At 33.5% G+C, this 16677-nt stretch carries 18 protein-coding genes; 11 read left to right on the top strand and 7 right to left on the bottom strand.

Annotated elements, in window-relative coordinates:
* The first annotated feature begins 32 nt into the window (after positions 1–32).
* Together nth and AC6H33_RS02450 are read left to right on the top strand one after the other, a co-directional pair.
* Complete coding sequence (gene nth / locus AC6H33_RS02455; protein WP_497605390.1) at positions 33–674, top strand: endonuclease III; 642 nt, start codon at positions 33–35, stop codon at positions 672–674.
* Positions 675–780: 106 nt separating this feature from the next.
* Positions 781–951 carry a hypothetical protein gene (locus AC6H33_RS02450; protein WP_497605389.1) on the top strand — a complete coding sequence of 57 codons (171 nt, stop codon included), beginning with the start codon at positions 781–783 and terminating at the stop codon, positions 949–951.
* Between the two features lie 69 nt (positions 952–1020).
* Here AC6H33_RS02450 and cmoA read toward each other — a convergent pair whose 3' ends face one another.
* Positions 1021–1728: a carboxy-S-adenosyl-L-methionine synthase CmoA gene (gene cmoA / locus AC6H33_RS02445; protein ID WP_497605388.1), complete on the bottom strand. Its 708-nt coding sequence runs from the start codon at positions 1726–1728 to the stop codon at positions 1021–1023.
* A gap of 84 nt (positions 1729–1812) precedes the next feature.
* Here cmoA and AC6H33_RS02440 point away from each other — a divergent pair, with 84 nt between their 5' ends.
* A complete protein-coding gene (locus AC6H33_RS02440) occupies positions 1813–2115 on the top strand; it encodes a hypothetical protein (protein WP_497605387.1) in 303 nt (100 codons plus the stop codon).
* Between the two features lie 7 nt (positions 2116–2122).
* Here the strand turns inward: AC6H33_RS02440 and fbaA are convergent, their stop codons facing one another.
* Positions 2123–3196, bottom strand: a complete 1074-nt coding sequence (gene fbaA, locus AC6H33_RS02435; protein ID WP_497605386.1) for a class II fructose-bisphosphate aldolase — start codon at positions 3194–3196, stop codon at positions 2123–2125.
* A 114-nt stretch (positions 3197–3310) separates the two neighbouring features.
* On the opposite strand from fbaA, the gene AC6H33_RS02430 reads away from it, so the two are divergent.
* The 7 genes from AC6H33_RS02430 (at position 3311) to AC6H33_RS02400 (ending at position 9102) form a co-directional block, all read left to right on the top strand.
* Positions 3311–3985, top strand: coding sequence for a hypothetical protein (locus AC6H33_RS02430; protein WP_497605385.1), 675 nt, complete (start codon positions 3311–3313; stop codon positions 3983–3985).
* Positions 3966–5636 (top strand): flagellar assembly protein A, encoded by a 1671-nt coding sequence (locus tag AC6H33_RS02425; protein WP_497605384.1) that lies wholly within the window; start codon positions 3966–3968, stop codon positions 5634–5636. Before AC6H33_RS02430 ends, AC6H33_RS02425 begins: the two co-directional genes overlap by 20 nt.
* 210 nt (positions 5637–5846) lie before the next feature.
* Positions 5847–6086, top strand: coding sequence for an XRE family transcriptional regulator (locus tag AC6H33_RS02420; protein ID WP_497605383.1), 240 nt, complete (start codon positions 5847–5849; stop codon positions 6084–6086).
* 3 nt (positions 6087–6089) lie between these two features.
* The gene (locus AC6H33_RS02415) at positions 6090–6323 is read left to right on the top strand and encodes a hypothetical protein (RefSeq protein ID WP_497605382.1); all 234 of its coding nucleotides are present in this window, start codon (positions 6090–6092) and stop codon (positions 6321–6323) included.
* A gap of 95 nt (positions 6324–6418) precedes the next feature.
* Positions 6419–6703, top strand: a complete 285-nt coding sequence (locus AC6H33_RS02410; protein ID WP_497605381.1) for an HU family DNA-binding protein — start codon at positions 6419–6421, stop codon at positions 6701–6703.
* A gap of 131 nt (positions 6704–6834) precedes the next feature.
* Positions 6835–7380, top strand: coding sequence for a peptidylprolyl isomerase (locus AC6H33_RS02405; RefSeq protein ID WP_497605380.1), 546 nt, complete (start codon positions 6835–6837; stop codon positions 7378–7380).
* Between the two features lie 72 nt (positions 7381–7452).
* On the top strand, positions 7453–9102 hold the full coding sequence (locus AC6H33_RS02400; protein ID WP_497605379.1) for an inorganic phosphate transporter: 1650 nt from the start codon (positions 7453–7455) through the stop codon (positions 9100–9102).
* A 23-nt stretch (positions 9103–9125) separates the two neighbouring features.
* Here AC6H33_RS02400 and AC6H33_RS02395 read toward each other — a convergent pair whose 3' ends face one another.
* On the bottom strand, positions 9126–9626 hold the full coding sequence (locus AC6H33_RS02395; protein WP_497605378.1) for a nitrous oxide reductase accessory protein NosL: 501 nt from the start codon (positions 9624–9626) through the stop codon (positions 9126–9128).
* A 77-nt stretch (positions 9627–9703) separates the two neighbouring features.
* Between AC6H33_RS02395 and AC6H33_RS02390 the strand changes: the two genes are divergently transcribed.
* Positions 9704–10198 (top strand): redoxin family protein, encoded by a 495-nt coding sequence (locus tag AC6H33_RS02390; protein ID WP_497605377.1) that lies wholly within the window; start codon positions 9704–9706, stop codon positions 10196–10198.
* A gap of 47 nt (positions 10199–10245) precedes the next feature.
* Here the strand turns inward: AC6H33_RS02390 and AC6H33_RS02385 are convergent, their stop codons facing one another.
* From AC6H33_RS02385 to hisD, 4 genes are all read right to left on the bottom strand, one after another.
* Positions 10246–13638: a molybdopterin-dependent oxidoreductase gene (locus AC6H33_RS02385; protein ID WP_497605376.1), complete on the bottom strand. Its 3393-nt coding sequence runs from the start codon at positions 13636–13638 to the stop codon at positions 10246–10248.
* 12 nt (positions 13639–13650) lie between these two features.
* Positions 13651–14553: an NrfD/PsrC family molybdoenzyme membrane anchor subunit gene (gene nrfD, locus AC6H33_RS02380; RefSeq protein ID WP_497605375.1), complete on the bottom strand. Its 903-nt coding sequence runs from the start codon at positions 14551–14553 to the stop codon at positions 13651–13653.
* Positions 14553–15191 carry a 4Fe-4S dicluster domain-containing protein gene (locus AC6H33_RS02375; RefSeq protein WP_497605374.1) on the bottom strand — a complete coding sequence of 213 codons (639 nt, stop codon included), beginning with the start codon at positions 15189–15191 and terminating at the stop codon, positions 14553–14555. Before AC6H33_RS02375 ends, nrfD begins: the two co-directional genes overlap by 1 nt.
* 191 nt (positions 15192–15382) lie before the next feature.
* The gene (gene hisD / locus AC6H33_RS02370; RefSeq protein WP_497605373.1) at positions 15383–16675 is read right to left on the bottom strand and encodes a histidinol dehydrogenase; all 1293 of its coding nucleotides are present in this window, start codon (positions 16673–16675) and stop codon (positions 15383–15385) included.
* Positions 16676–16677 lie beyond the last annotated feature (2 nt).

Genomic DNA, 16677 nt, shown 5'->3' with positions numbered 1-16677 from the left:
TTAAACAAGTCTATTTTATATATAATTCTTTTATGAAAAAAGCTACAAAAGAAGAAATTAAAGAGATTCATCAACTCTTTATCGATAATTATAGTGACGCTGTAACAGAGCTTGATTATAAAAACGCTTACGAATTAGTTGTAGCCGTTTCACTATCGGCACAATGTACAGATAAAAGAGTAAACCTTATAACTCCCCATCTGTTTAAAGCGTATCCTGATACAAAATCATTAGCAAATGCAGATATAGACGATGTAAAAAATCTAATTAATAGTTGTTCATTTTTTAACAATAAAGCAAAAAATATAATTGATATGGCAAAACGCGTAGAAGATGTCTATGGTGGCAACATTCCAATGAATGAAAAAGAGCTAATTACTCTTGGCGGTGTTGGACAAAAGACAGCTAACGTTGTTATGATAGAGTACACTGGGGCAAATTTGATGGCTGTTGATACTCATGTCTTTAGAGTCTCTCACAGATTAGGTCTTAGCAGTGATGCAACTGCATCAAAAACTGAAGCAACACTTGTTAAAAAATTTAAAAACAACCTCCGCACACTTCATCAAGGAATGGTACTCTTTGGACGCTACATCTGCAAAGCAAAAAATCCTAAATGTGATGAGTGCTTTTTAACATCTTACTGTAAAACAAAAGAGAGTTTTAAAGTTTGAGTAAAACTGGATTAGTATTTGCTTGAAGAATTTTATGATAAAATATTTACTTCTTATATCCACTCTATTTTTATTCTCAGCTTGTGTAAACAAACATGGAATATCGTTGCAATACTATAGTGAATGCAAAGAGTATTATGACCTTCAGGGGTATTACCATAAAGAGTGTGGAGAGGATGATATTGTCTCACACAAAGAGATACGCCAAAAAGCAGAAGAAGCTTATGATTATGTAGTAGGAGCAGAGGAAGAAAAACCCAAAGGAAATGTTTGGTAAAATTTGGGATTCCAAATTTTAAATAGTAAAAAATCTAGTTTTTACTATTTTTATTTATATAATAAAGCTCTATTTTATAGCTATAAAAGTAGCGAAGTTTGCCCATCTAAAAACTACTTCACAGTGGGAAAAACCGCAATTTTTTGCCATCTTTATATTTTCCTCTTCGCTATATGGAATCAAAACATTCTCTAACGCTTCTCTTTTTTGAACTATCTCATACTCTGAATAGCCCTGCTCTTTTTTAAAGTCATAGTAGCACTCAATTAAATCTTTATGAAGCTTTGAGTGATGGCTAATCACTTTTTCACTAAATATAAACATACCATCTTTTTTTAGTGAAGAAGCTATCTTTTTTACAAGTTCTTCTCTTATAAGGGGACGCACAAACTGAAGTGTGTAATTACTTATAAAAAGATTTGCTTCTTTATAATCATATTCAAGTATATCGGCATTCTCAAGCTCTATATCCGCTTTAAAAGCTTCACACTTCTTTCTGGCTCTCTCCAGCATAGCTTCTGAGTTATCGAGCCCTATAAGCGTTGCTTTTGTCTGTAATTTTCTGCTTATATTTATCAGAAGTGTTGCTGTAGAGCAGCCCAAATCATACGCTCTTCCACCATCAATTAAAGCTTTAAGTGCAAAAAACTCACTTATTTTTAATGACTCTTTATAAAAAGGTACGCTTCTTTGTAGCATATCATCAAAAACTGCTGCTACCTCTTCATCAAATTCAAACTGTTTTTTTATCGCTTTTGTAAATACTTTATCATTCATCTTGTTTTCCTATTGGCAGAATTTTAACCAAAATCTTATGATAGAATCCATATAATTTACAAAACTTAAACTAAAAGATTAACAATGCAGACTTCAACCGTAATGGTGATATTTTTTATTTTACTTCTTATTGTAAGTATCTGGAAAATATATGCTTTTTTACCAAACAGGCAACTTGAAGATGATGACACAACAAAAGAGTCACAAGAGACTCTTAGAGCTCTTATGATAAAAGTTATGAAAGAGAATGGTAACCATGTTGAAAACAGAGAGCTTTTTAAATTAATGATAAATGATGCAGAATTTAATAAAGAAAGATTTTGGAGATTTAATCAAAATAAATTAAATCATCTCTTGTCAAACTATCGACAAGAGACTCAAAGATAGAAAAAAGTTAATTTCTATCTATTGCATTTAAGTCATTAAATGCCTCTTCTACCCTTTTGATAAGTGTTTTTTGCCCATCTCTAAGCCATTTTCTTGGATCGTAATAGTTCTTGTTTGGCTTATCTTCACCCTCAGGATTTCCGATTTGACCTTGAAGATAGTCTCTATTTTTCTCATAGTAATCTTTTACACCAATCCATGTCGCCCACTGAGTGTCTGTGTCGATATTCATCTTTACCACACCATAGCCAATTGCTTCACGAATCTCTTGTAATGATGAACCAGATCCACCATGAAACACAAAGTTGACTGGTTTATCTGTTGTAGATAATTTCTCTTGTATATATTTTTGAGAGTTATCTAAAATTTTTGGAGTAAGAACAACATTGCCAGGTTTGTAAACACCATGTACGTTTCCAAAAGATGCAGCGATTGTAAAATTTGGAGATACTTCACTTAACTCTTTGTAAGCATAAGCAACATCTTCTGGTTGAGTATACAACAGTGAATTATCAACGCTTGAATTATCAACGCCATCCTCTTCTCCGCCCGTTACACCTAACTCTATCTCTATACTTATGCCAATTTTACTCATTCTTTGTAGATATTTTTTAGATATAGCAATATTTTCTTCCAAGCTCTCTTCAGATAAGTCAAGCATATGTGATGAGTAGAGAGGTCTTGCGTTAGTTTTGTAGTACTTCTCGCTCTCATCAAGAAGAGCATCTATCCATGGAAGAAGTTTTTTAGCAGCATGGTCTGTATGAAGAATAACTGCTACACCATAACTAACGGCCATCATATGTACATGTATAGCACCACTGACAGCTCCAGCAATTGCTGCTTTTTCATTCTCATTACTTAAGCCTTTTCCTGCATAAAACGATGCTCCGCCGTTACTAAATTGTATAATAACTGGCGATTTAACCTTTGCGGCAGCTTCAAGTATTGCATTTATAGAGTCTGTTCCAACAACATTTATTGCTGGTATAGCAAATCCATTCTCTTTGGCATGTTGATAAACTTTTCTAACATCATCACCAAACAACACACCAGCTTTTACAATATCCAAAATACCCATTATTAAACTCTTTTTATAAATTTTATCCCGAATTATATTATAGGCTTCATTTAAAATAACTTTTGAAAAATCATAATTATGCTAGAATAACAAAAAAAATATTCTGGATTTTACATGAGATTAACGATAGATGAATATTGCAAACACTTTAAGATGTCAAAAGAGATGCTTAACTCCAAGATTAGAGCGAAAAAATTAAATTACATCATTGAAGATTCAAAAACATATATTATTGTAACAAATACTCCTGCTATCATTGAAAAAAGTGAAAAAAACTTAGAAGAAAAAAATAGCACAACTCAAATATCAAAACCTAAGATAACTATTGCAACTGTTCTTACACTCTTTCAAAAAGAAAATACGTTTCTAAAAAACAAAATCACCAAACTAGAAAATAAAATAGATAAACTTATAGATGATAAAGAGAAGATGTTACGTGACGAGAGAGATAAGATAGAGCAAATTTATAGCTCAAAAGATGAACAACTAAAAAATATATTAACTCTTGTAAATAAAAAGATGCGCTTTGAAAGGGAAAAAGATTCTTTAGATAGTGCAAACGACCTTGAAGACTTTAAACACCATGGCGAAGCTGAGCTGATTCATGATTTAAAGCTTGTTGAACTCAAAGAGTATCTTAAATCATTAAATATAAAATCATCTCAAAGAAAAATAATAAAAAAACACTTCTTAGATGCATACGATAATGACTCAAGAGTCATCCATAGAGATGGAAAACTTTATCTAGACTTTTCAAAATACGATTATAGTGATTTGCTTGCTTACTAAAAGATTTAAAACTAAAAATATTAGCGCTACCATAAATAAATTTGCTATTGAAAACGACTGTTCTCCACTTGAGTTTACTTTTAATATCAATGGCATTGAAACTTATATGAAAACAATCTCTCAAAAAGAGTTTTTACCATATGAAGAGGATATATTTAAGTATTACGACAATAATCAAAAAATGGTCAATAAGCATGTAGAAATAAAGCAACTATTCTTAATAACCCTAAAACAAATGCAAAAGCATATTATAAAACTTGATTACAGTATAGAGTTTTCGCCTACAAAATCTATGGTCAATATCATTTTACATCCAGAGTCTCAAATTCCTTATAAAACATATCAGCCTAAAGAGATTTACCTTCTTCTTCTAAAAGAGTTTAACAACATAAAAGCTCTAAATAATGTTTTGATTAATATTTTTGACAAAGAGATGAAAGAGAAGCTAAAGCAGTTTGTCAAATATCTATATGCTGGAAAATTTATTAAAAAAATAAAGATACCTCTTTTTATTGGTATTGAGCCAGAGATTACAAGAGAGAGCAAACTTCTATTTCACTTTTTAGAAAAAGAGTCAAATCATCAAGTGATAGAAGTTGATAAAGCAGAAATTTTGGTTGAATATATAAAGCCTATTTTTGGAAAAAATGGCTTCAATGCACTCGGTGAAATAATCGATAACACTTATTTAAAAAACAACGACGATTTAAAATGTAGTATAGATGCGATTAGTATTGAAATTTTAGAAAATAGTGATCGAAAAATTTATAAAAGCAAAGTAAAAGGGTATGTCCATTTAGATGAAAATAATTTTTATATTGATAATAAAATAAAAATACAATCTCTCTCCCGCGTTCAAAGCAAGATAGCAAAAGAAGAGAGCAACAATATTGAAGTAATTATCTCTCAACACGACACTTCGTTAGATAGCCTTGGAGAGGGTGTTGAGCTTACATCTGAAACAATACATATCAATGGACATGTAGGAGCAAAATCAACTCTAAGAGCAGTAAATCTCACAATAGACGGTGCAACACATCAAGACTCTTATCAGGAAGCTAAATTTGCTCATATAAATAGACATAAAGGCCACCTAAGATGTCATAATGCAAATATAAAACTCTTAGAGGGCGGTGAAGTTCATGCTACAAATGTGGATATAGAAAACTCACTTAGTGGCACAATTTATGCAGAAAATGTAACTATTGGTCAAGTAAAAAATAACCTTAAAATTTATGCGTCAAACTCCATAACAATAAAACTTGTTAGTGGCGAAGACAACCTATTTAAAATTAATTATAAAGATGTAGCTACTCTAAAGAGCAAATACAACTACTTAACACAGGAAATAGAAGATATTAAATATAAGCTTGAAGGGGCTAAAAAACATACTTTATCGCAAATACCAATTTTAAAAGAAAAGTTAGATGAGCTAAATTCAGCGCAAGAAAAAATCATAAATAGTACGATGAGTGCTAGAATTACAATTCAAAACCCTTTTAGAGGTTTAAATACAATTGTATTTACGCTAAATAACGGTGAAGAATTTATATTTAAAACAGAAGCTACTGCTTATGAACCATTTTATATCATTGAATCACAAGAGTACTTAACCCTGCATCCAACAAATAAAAAAATAGCAAAAAGCTAACCACATCACAAACATAAATTAACCTCAAAATATCATCTACCTAAAATTTTCTTATTTTTATTAACTTTTTTTGTATTTAAAATACGTAATACCGTATAATATGATATTATTATATACATTTACATAATACTTTAAGTATCTAATATATGTTTTAACATATAAATAAATATTTAAAATGTATGTTTAAGTATTTATTACGTATAATATCTTATGCAAATTAATGATCTCTTCAATATTCTTCATAACTCCATAGAGGCAAAAAATAATGGGAAAAAGATTTCCCTAAAAGATATGGCTTATTCACTGGGAATACCAATGAGAACTTATCAAGATTGGAAACTTGCACGCGCAAAGCCTCAAGCAGCAATTACCGTAATGCAGATGCTTGGAAGACTTGAAGATGAAGAAATCATTAGAACTGTAAGAAAAATAAATAAGCTCAAGGATTAATTTATGAATGCACTTACGCAACAAGAAAGAGATGGTTTAGAAGATGTATTTTTATCCATACATACAAATAAAAATAAATATAATAAAATAAGAGGACTTACCTCTTTAATAATAGATACTAATATAAGTAGTGTTGCAGCAAAACTACTCAAACAAGCTAAAATCGGACTAAAAAAGAAGAAATCTTTCTATTTTTTCTCTTTTTTTAATAAAAAGAAGAAATCTTTAAGCAAATAAACTATAAAGTGTCTGTAGCTGAATTACTTAACTATTAAATTCTATTTTAAAGTTTTGTAGTTTCGGAAAATCTTTATAAATTCAAGGGTCGATTTATGAATAAAGCTCAATTCGTTGAACTAGTGCAAGCAAGTGGTAATTACAAAACTAAAGTTGAAGCTGAAGCAGCTATCAAAGCTTTTACAGAAGCAGTTGCATCTGCTCTAGTAAAAAAAGAAGATGTTTCTCTTGTAGGATTTGGAAGCTTTAGTGCTTCATTACAAAAAGGTAAAAGTGGTAAAGTTCCTGGAACTAGCAAAACTTATACTACTAAAGATAAAATGGTTCCAAAATTTAAAGCTGGTAAAGGTCTAAAAGACCGCGTAGCAGCAGGTAAATAATTCCTCTATTTGTCGCAATTTTCTTTGCGACAAATCTTGCATAGATAGCTCTTCATTTATTTTTTCCTAATTTTAATTTTTTATAAAATACAGATACAATACTGCAAATAAACTTACTTATCGGAGAGAAAATGAGAAAAATAGTTATAGCTTTATTGATGATACTTTCAATAAATATATTTGCTAATGAGAAAAATACTCATATTATACTAGAGACTACCCAAGGTATTATCGAAATTGAATTATTTCAAGATGTTGCTCCTCTAGCTGTTGAGAATTTCATAACCCATGTAAAAAATGGCTATTATGATGGAATTACCTTTCATAGAATTATAAAAAACTTTATGATTCAAGGTGGAGACCCAACTGGAACTGGAAGAGGCGGAGAAAGTATATGGGGAAAACCTTTTAAAGATGAGTATAAAGGTAAACTCTTTGATAAAAGTGGAATTCTTGCGATGGCAAATGCTGGTCCTCATACTAATGGTAGCCAATTTTTTATAACCACAGTACCAACTCCTTTTCTAAATGGCAGACATACTATATTTGGGCAAGTGACACAACAGAGCCTTCTTGTTGTAAAAAAGCTTGAAAACGTAGCAACACTTGGTCAAATGGGTGCTGACAGACCAATAGAAACTCAAAAAATTATAAAAGCTTACATAAAAAAAGATTGAGAATATAAAACCTATAATCAATCTATAATTATTATTTGAATACAATCATGCCAATACAACTAAAGGCGTTAAATGGAATTTAAGACTATCGATAGGCTTCAAAAAAAAGCGTTAAAAAGAAGTGCAACTGATTTTACAAGACTTGGGTTTGCTATATTTTTTATGATTGGTGTTTTGACATTTACGTTTTTAAGCAACGGTGGAATTTCAAACAGTATGTTTCTTGCAGTTGCAGCGCTAATTGGTGCCTATATGGCTATGAATATAGGAGCCAATGATGTTGCCAACAATGTAGGACCAGCAGTTGGCTCTAAAGCGTTAACACTTACTGCAGCAATTATTATTGCTGCAGTTTTTGAAGCTTCTGGTGCGTTAATTGCTGGTGGAGAAGTTGTTAAAACAATTAAAAATGGAATTATAGATATATCTGCTTTTAATGGAAATCCTGATCAATTTATTTGGGCTATGATGGCAGCTCTTCTAGCAGCAGCCCTTTGGCTTAACTTTGCAACAATGATGAGAGCCCCCGTCTCAACAACACACTCAATTGTTGGTGGCGTAATGGGCGCTGGAATTGCTGCAGCAGGCTTTGATGTAGTAAATTGGACAACCATGCTCAGCATCGTTGCTTCATGGATCGTTTCACCAGTTCTTGGTGGAATTATTGCAGCTGCTTTTCTTTTTGCAATAAAAAAATCAATTGTTTTTAAAGATGACAAAGTTGAAGCTGCTAAAAAATATGTTCCACTATTTGTATCAATCATGTCATTAGCATTTGTTACATATATAATACTCAAAGGAGTAAAGCATATATGGCCTAAAATAATTGAGCTCTTAAATATTCTTCCTTTTATTTCTTTAGAGGTTACAAAGAAACCAGCTTTTTCAACTGCACTAGTTATCGGTTTTATTATTGCAATATTTGTATATATTTTTGTTAAAAAAAGGCTATATTCTGGTGTAACAGCTTTAGAAAATACAAAAGCGTCTGTAAATACCTTATTTACAATACCACTTATTTTTGCTGCAGCTCTACTTAGTTTTGCTCATGGCGCTAATGATGTAGCAAATGCAATTGGTCCATTAGCTGCTATTAATGATGCTGTAGTAAACGGTGGTGTATCTTCTAGCGCTTCAATTCCTCTTTGGGTTATGGGTGTTGGTGCGTTTGGTATAGCAATTGGCCTTGCGCTTTATGGTCCTAAGCTGATTAAAACAGTTGGTAGTGAGATAACGGACCTAGATCAAATAAGAGCATTTTCAATAGCAATGTCTGCTTCACTGACTGTTATTTTAGCTTCCCAATTAGGGCTTCCTGTTAGCTCAACACACATTGCAATAGGTGGGATATTTGGTGTCGGATTTTTAAGAGAGTGGTTACATATAAAAGATGAAAATAATCATACAATAGAAGAAGATACACTAATAATTAAAGATGAAGAACTGAATAAAAATGCATACAAGCATGAGCTCAAAGTATTACAAGACAAAGATGATAAAGCGCAGTCTGACTATACAAGAATAGTAGATCTTTATAAACTTATCGAGAATGAAAAAAAGATTATAAAATCAACAAAGAAAAATATTAAAAAAGCTAAGAAAGTTCAATATGTTCGCAGAGACGCAATCAAAAAAATTGTTGCGGCTTGGCTAATTACAGTTCCTGTTGCTGCTATTTTAGCTGGTATGTTATTTTTTACAATTAAAGGTATTATGATTTAAAGCATACAAGAGAGAAGAGTTTTTTATCTTCGCTCTTTAAAATCTTTTGCTGCTACTTCTAAAGCTTTATAAAAATCCATAATCTCTCCACCATATTTTTTTTGAAAATTTTCTGCATCTTCCTTATTTGAGAAAGCATATTTACTAACTCTGCTCATTGTTCCCTTAACGCTGCTACCTACAACATAATAAGCCTTGTCAACACCAATAAATTTTAAACTTTTTATATCTACAACCTGAGGATTTTTTAATGATATACCCTCATGTAAGTGATCCTGTAAACAGTGAATTGAACAATATTGATACACTTTGTCGTCAAGATATGCTGCATGACTTGTTTTATAGTATTTTGTTAAATCCATCCCACAACGTGGGCAAGAATTCTTATCTTTTTCTTTACTAAGATGAACTACTTCATCGCTTGAAACACTTTGAAACATACTAGATTTAGACACCACCTCTTTTTGAGAACTACATCCAATTAATAACACTCCAAATACTATTGAAAAAATTATTTTACTCATTTTAAACTCCTCTATTTTTAAAATATTATCAATTAATGGTTACTTTAGTGTTAAAATAAATAAAAAGTTGGTTTACTATGAAAAAAAAGATAGCGCATTACATGAAAGAAATTTTTATTTTTTTAATATTTATCACTATTTTTGCTAATGCTTTGAGTTTATATAGAAGCAATAACTTAAATCAAGAGCCAATGAGTGTAAGCAGCTTTCATTTAATAGACGGGACTACTTATGTACCAGAGAACAACAAGCCTATTTTAGTGCATTTTTGGGCTACATGGTGCCCTACTTGCAAGGCAGAAGCTGCTAATATAGAAACTATTTCTAAATACTTTAATGTAATCACTATTGCTACTAATTCTGGGGATAATAAAGATATTAAAAAATATCTAGATAATCGTAATTTGACATTTAAAGTTGTAAGTGATGAGGAAGGCTCTTTGGCAAAAATGTTTAATATATCAATTTTTCCAACAACAATTATTTATGATAAAGATAGAGCGATATTTTATAGTGATGTAGGATATACAAGTACTTTTGGATTATGGATTAGGATGTGGTTAGCTAAATAAACCAATATGTTATAAAATAGGAACTCCTATTTTATAACTACTAGATGTTATTTATTTATTTTAACAACGTATGCTTTATGAGATAAAGGTACCCAAGGACGCTTAATATGCTCTGGACGACGAAGTGTAGAATTTTCATCTAACCCACGTGTTAGTTGATCTCTCCAGCCTTCGTATATCTTGAAGTTGTTATCATAATTAACATAGATATCGCCTATCTTATCGCCTGCTTGTGATGGCTCTAAAATAACTTTTTGGTGCCAACAATGCATACCTGAAATAGGGTCTGGATGTGGAGCAGCAACAGCATTTTGCCATGAACCACTAAGCCCATCCCACCAGATATTTCCACTATCTTTATTGTACTCAGCAAATCTTTCAGCTTTAAATGGCTTAATGCCCTCAATATACTTTAATTTGCCCTCTTTTCCATCCATTTGAAGTTCAGCAGTTGGTACACCAAAACTATTTATACCACCCTTTCCGCTGTAATCTTCAATTTTAATTTGAGCGCCATCTCTACCTACATTTTCAGGAGAGTGTGCCATAAATTTAGGATCATTCATATTTCTTAATACTGGCTGAGAATCAACTTTTCCATCTGTTACACCATTTGGAATAGTTACTGAGTTAATTAACTTCCATCGACCACCATGGTGTGAACACGCTAATGTACCAGGAAGAACACCCTCTGTCGGTACCGCCATTGCAACAAAATATCCAGATTCTAATCCAGTTACACTATCTACAATTCTAACACGGATAGCATCTCCACGCTTAAATCCTTGACGTGCAGCATCTCCTGTTGAAATCCATATTGGATCGTGATTTTGAGAAATTTCCATAAGGTGCTTTGAGTTAGCAGAACGTGTATGGATATTATACGGCAGACGGAAAACTGTATTTAGTGCATACGAGTTTTTCTCAGTCATATAAGAGTGATTTACATGCGATACGATATGAAGCATATCTTTTTTCTCTTGATCATTTCTTGGATAGAATGGAATAGCATATTCTGGCCATTTCCAATCATCTGCCAACCACTCACAGAAGAAGTCAAGCTTCTTATCCATTGTAGCGAAACCTTCCATTTTTACACCGTCAGTTTCAATTCCCATTGATGTTTTTTTACCATCATGTTCAACTGTCATAACGCCTGTTCTCTTGTCTATATGAACATGTTTTTTGTCATACTTATGACCATGTGAAATATAATTTTCACCGTCATCTTTTATCACTCTCTCTTGTGGAGAGTAGATATTATTCTCTTCCATCCATGCACCATGGTCTCTCATGTACTCATACACAGGGTATTCTGCATTTTTATATCTATCATCTGACATTGCAGTTGATTTAAGATTTGGTAGGTTATCTCCAAATGCTGCATCATACCACTCAGATATAGTTACAGGCTTACCAGGATTTTTCTTTGATTCCCACATCTTTTTAATGCCAAGCTCACCAGTTGGATCTATATAATTCACACATAAATCAAACCAGAACTCATTCTCTTCCCAAACTTCTCCAAGACCAGCTTTGATATGTGCTTCAAGTGTAGCACGGTTTGGATTTTTAGGCTTCCATCCCATTTTCTCTAAAGCTACTCTCATAACTGGCTGACGGAAAGATGTCCAACGAGCCGGCATTGTTGCCTCTGAATGTTGGTCATGTCTCTCACCTGCTAGTCCAACTGGTAGGATGTAATCCATATACCAGTTAGTCTCAGACCATACAGGAGAAAGATTCATTGTAAGTTCCATTTTAGATTCATCTTTAAGAACTTCTATCCATCTGAAACCATCTGGATTAATCCATACTGGATTATACATACGAGGAATATATACTGATAGTTTTTGAGGTACACTAAAGCCTCTGTCTATCCATTTTTTTTGCCATTTTGTATCTGTTAAAAGATGTGGCAATAAGAATGATAACTCATATGAAGATATTGGCCATTCTGGCGGCCATGTCAACTCATTATATACATCTATCTTAGGAATATCTACTCCACGTTTTCCTTGTCCTATAGTTGAGCTTCCGCCTTTACCTGCAACAGAAATTACGTGCCAGTGATGGAAGAATGTACCACCTTCTGGCCCAATAGCACCACGAAGAGCAAGTGGTAAATAACCTGTACGACCGCTCATCCATCCACCACGATTTCCAGCAGCAGCAGCTCTCCAGAAATATGAAGATATTGCTGTACCAGCCCATATAAACATATCATAAAGCGCTTCAAGTTTATATCCAGGAACGTGTGTCTCTTTAACTGCAAAATCAAGCGTATATGGAGAGTATAACTCTTTTAACACCTCAATAAAGTCTTCAAATTGATCGCCTTTTGGAAGCTTAGAGATATATCCTTTGCTAACCATAAAGTCTAAATATTTTTTATTATCTAAAAATACTTCCCAGTTAATCCATTTCTTTACAAATTCTTTATCGACTTTATTTTCATTTAGAATTCTCTGTGTAAGGTATAGATAAACAGCTGGCTCTGTTCCTGGCCATGCAGCAATCCAAAGGTCTGCCATACCAGCAGAGTTTGACATACGAGGATCCATAACTACAAGCTTAGCTCCCTTTTGTCTTGCATCTGCTATAAAAGATGCAGATTGTTGAAAATAGTGTCCTGCATCAGCAGCATGTGAAGAGTTTAGAAAAATTAACTTAGCATTTGCCCAATCTGGCGATGTTCTATCATCATTAGCCCATTGAATAGTTGGTGTACGACCATTCGCTGAACATATATTTGTATGTGAGTTGTAAGAATCTAAACCTAGTGTATGCCAAATAGCTGGAACAAATCCATTCTCATTTGGACGACCAACATGGTACATTACAGATTTTTTAGATACTTCATCGCCTATTTTGATAGTATCGCTCATTTTTTTACCGATAGTAGTCATAGCTTCGTCCCAAGTAGTACGAATCCATTTACCTTCACCACGTGCAGAACCTGGAGCACGTTTCAATGGGAATGCTATACGATCTGGATCATACATTTGTGACTGGGCAGCATAACCTTTTGCACAGTTACGGCCACGTGAAGCTGGATGTAAAGGATTACCCATATACTTTTTAACAGTAAATGTTTTTTTGTCAATCCATGCAGTCAAACCACAAGAAGCCTCACAGTTTGAACATGCAGTAGGTATTATCATGTAATCATTAACTTCTATACCTTCAGGGTTTGACTCACTTCTTACACCATGACGGTCAATACCGCCTCTTTTCCAGTCGTCGCCATCTAACTCTTTAAAATCATTCCATTCACTCATTGGAGGATAAAATGATATTGTGTCTGGAGTATTTGTAAACTTACTGTTACTGACCGATTCAGCAAGAACATCAGTTGTAAATACACCCTTTGCTATTGTTGCACCCGCTACAGTAAATGCAGCGCCTTTTAAAAATGTTCTTCTACTTTCTAAATACATTCAATATTCTCCCTAACTCATTGGTAATAATTGTGGAATCATTAGCCATACATGTTTAACAATTGCTAAACCAACTAATGCCAAAATTGCTGCTAATTTTAAAATAGCATCAGACTTACTAACTCTACTTAACACAATAAAGAGCATCGGTAAGATAAAAGTCATCCATTGACCTATCCAGAACATAACAGCGTACGGTCCATCACCTTTAATGTAAGCGATTGTAGCGGCTATTTCTTCTGCTTTCATTGGTCCAAAAATATACTCTGACATATAGATTATGAATGCCATTAAAGCACTAAGTCCCAAAACTACTCCTAGAGTGTTTCTAGCTTCACTTGAGAGCTTATTACCGCCAAGAAGAATCATGGCTGCAGAACCTGCAAGAAGTGCAGCTAAAATCATCTGAGCAGATTCAGCTGGCATTTGCCATAATTCACGTGCTGTAGATTGAGCCATTAAAGATGCTGTATAAAGCGTAACTGGAATAGCAAGAACTGTTGTCCAAAGAAGAACTTTGTCAAATAAAACATCATTTTTCTTGAAAGCCAAGAATGAAAGAAGAGTTAAAAGACCAAGGAACATTGAAGCCATAAATGAACCAACCGCTATAGCAGAACTCCAGTGTGGGTATACAAAAATATGCCACATTCTAAATGGTTGATGCAAGTCAGCCAACGTAAAGAGTAAGAAAATATTAATAAATACAAAAGCAACCAATGCAGTTGTAAGTCTTAAATTTTTAGCTGACTCTGGATGCATTCTAAGAAGCATAAATAGCATAAAAATAACACCAGTACCTATACTTTTTGCCCACATATTTACTGTTACTAGCCAAGGCCAAACAATACCTGGTAATGCTACGTCTAATGTAACTACAGCATTAGTTGCTGCTAAGATTTCATGCGCCGCCATTAGTGGTGTCCTCCTACTGGAAGTGTTGTAATATTATTAAATAGTGAATGTCCATCAACTCTATGAGAAGCAAGAGGATTAAGTGTAACATTTCCGCCACCTACATAGTAATGGTGAGGGTTGGTACCTTTTTCAGGTTTACGAACTTGAACTCCACCTTGGTGAACTTGAATATATTTTGAAATATTTGAAGTAGGATCTTCTAAGTCTCCAAAAATATTTGCTTGAACAGGACAAGCAACAACACATGCAGGCATCATACTTGAAGCAACACGGTGAGCACAATATGTACACTTATCTGCAGTTTGTGTTTGAGGATCTATATATATAGCTCCATAAGGACATGCCATTACACAACCTGCACAACCAATACAGCGCTCTTTATCAATATTTACAATGCCATTTTCAAGATAATGAAGCGCACTTACTGGGCAGATTCTCTCACATGGTGCATTCTCACAATGGTTACATCTTAATGGTGTAAATGTTCTTTTCGTCTCTGGAAAAGTCCCAACATCTACATATTTAACACGAAGTCTCCATGTACTTAGTGGAACTTCATTTTCCACTTTACATGCGATTTCACACCCTTTACATCCCATACACAGATGTAAATCAACTAGGAAGCCTAATTGCATATATTCTCCTTATAGCCTATTTGCAGGCAGATTTTAAGATTTTGTTATAGCCCATCTTTTAAAAAAAAGTCCCTATTTCTTACACACACAAGAACTCTTATTGTAAGAATACTATCTATAAAAAGCTTAAATTAGTTATAAAAATGTGATAATTTTATAATAATTTTCTCTTTTGTGAATTTTTGAAAATTTTATTTTCCAAGCCTAACTCTAACTGATTGTTCATGTGCGCTTAAACCCTCAATATTTGCTATCAATGCGCACTCTTCTCCAATCTCTTTTATAGCTTTTGCACTAAATGAGATTATGGAAGTTTTTTTCATAAAATTTTCAACTCCAAGAGGAGAATAAAACTTAGCTGTACCTCCAGTTGGAAGTGTATGGTTTGGTCCTGCCATATAATCACCTATCGCTTCTGGTGTGTTATGTCCTAAAAATATTGCTCCTGCATGTTTTATAAGTGGCAGTAATTCAAAAGGGGAAGATGTCGCAACTTCTAGATGTTCTGGCGCTATCTCATTCATAAGATCAATAGCTTCTTGCATATCTGATGTTACTATAATTGCCCCTCTCTTTTCTATAGATTCTCTTGCTATCTCTTCTCTAGGGAGTTTTTTAAGCCAATTTTCAAGTTCTATTTTTACCGCATCTGCCAACTTTTGCGAAGGAGTTATAAGTATAGAACTTGCCATCTCGTCATGTTCTGCCTGAGAGAGCATATCAATTGCCATATGCGAAGGATTTGCACTGTCATCTGCTAAAATTCCTATCTCGCTAGGTCCTGCTATCATGTCTATATTTACATCACCAAAAACCATCTTTTTTGCTGTTGCAACAAAGATATTTCCGGGACCTGTTATAACATCAACTTTTGGTATAGTCTCTGTTCCATATGCCATTGCTGCTATCGCACTAGCCCCACCAACTTTATAAACTTCACTTACTCCACATAGATGACAAGCAGCAAGAAGAAGCTCATTTGGCTCGTTGTTTGGCGTTGGTGTACAGATAACTATATTTTCTACACCAGCTACTTGAGCGGGGATAACGTTCATAAGCAAAGAAGATGGGTAAGCAGCTTTTCCACCAGGAATATATAAACCAGCGCTATCAACTGGGGTTACTCTTTGTCCAAGGATTGTTCCATTTGGCTCATCATCAAACCAAGATCTTGGTTTTTGTTTTTCGTGGTAAATTTTTATTCTATCGTATGAAAGATGCAGAGCAGCCTTTAGATTTTTATCAAGATTATCATAAGCCTTACTCATTGAGTCTGTTGATATTTTAAGATCATCATCACTCTTTGGCGTCCACTTATCAAACTTAGCAATATGCTCTTTTAATGCTTGGTTTTTATTTTTTTTAATATCATCAATAATTGAGCCAACAGTAGCACTTACATGTGCTATATCCATTTTTCCACGCCCTAGAAGCTCTTGGAACTCTGCTTTAAAACTATTGCTTTTTGAGGTTGTAAAAATCATGC

Source organism: Sulfurimonas limnophila (assembly GCF_059705345.1).
This window is presented reverse-complemented; position numbering and strand designations above follow the sequence as displayed.

Coding starts and splice junctions, on each gene's coding strand:
- nth (WP_497605390.1), top strand. CDS start 33: ATGAAAAAAGCTACAAAAGAAGAAATTAAAGAGATTCATCAACTCTTT.
- cmoA (WP_497605388.1), bottom strand. CDS start 1,728: ATGAATGATAAAGTATTTACAAAAGCGATAAAAAAACAGTTTGAATTT.
- AC6H33_RS02440 (WP_497605387.1), top strand. CDS start 1,813: ATGCAGACTTCAACCGTAATGGTGATATTTTTTATTTTACTTCTTATT.
- fbaA (WP_497605386.1), bottom strand. CDS start 3,196: ATGGGTATTTTGGATATTGTAAAAGCTGGTGTGTTGTTTGGTGATGAT.
- AC6H33_RS02430 (WP_497605385.1), top strand. CDS start 3,311: ATGAGATTAACGATAGATGAATATTGCAAACACTTTAAGATGTCAAAA.
- AC6H33_RS02420 (WP_497605383.1), top strand. CDS start 5,847: ATGCAAATTAATGATCTCTTCAATATTCTTCATAACTCCATAGAGGCA.
- AC6H33_RS02415 (WP_497605382.1), top strand. CDS start 6,090: ATGAATGCACTTACGCAACAAGAAAGAGATGGTTTAGAAGATGTATTT.
- AC6H33_RS02410 (WP_497605381.1), top strand. CDS start 6,419: ATGAATAAAGCTCAATTCGTTGAACTAGTGCAAGCAAGTGGTAATTAC.
- AC6H33_RS02405 (WP_497605380.1), top strand. CDS start 6,835: ATGAGAAAAATAGTTATAGCTTTATTGATGATACTTTCAATAAATATA.
- AC6H33_RS02400 (WP_497605379.1), top strand. CDS start 7,453: ATGGAATTTAAGACTATCGATAGGCTTCAAAAAAAAGCGTTAAAAAGA.
- AC6H33_RS02395 (WP_497605378.1), bottom strand. CDS start 9,626: ATGAGTAAAATAATTTTTTCAATAGTATTTGGAGTGTTATTAATTGGA.
- AC6H33_RS02390 (WP_497605377.1), top strand. CDS start 9,704: ATGAAAAAAAAGATAGCGCATTACATGAAAGAAATTTTTATTTTTTTA.
- AC6H33_RS02385 (WP_497605376.1), bottom strand. CDS start 13,638: ATGTATTTAGAAAGTAGAAGAACATTTTTAAAAGGCGCTGCATTTACT.
- nrfD (WP_497605375.1), bottom strand. CDS start 14,553: ATGGCGGCGCATGAAATCTTAGCAGCAACTAATGCTGTAGTTACATTA.
- AC6H33_RS02375 (WP_497605374.1), bottom strand. CDS start 15,191: ATGCAATTAGGCTTCCTAGTTGATTTACATCTGTGTATGGGATGTAAA.
- hisD (WP_497605373.1), bottom strand. CDS start 16,675: ATGATTTTTACAACCTCAAAAAGCAATAGTTTTAAAGCAGAGTTCCAA.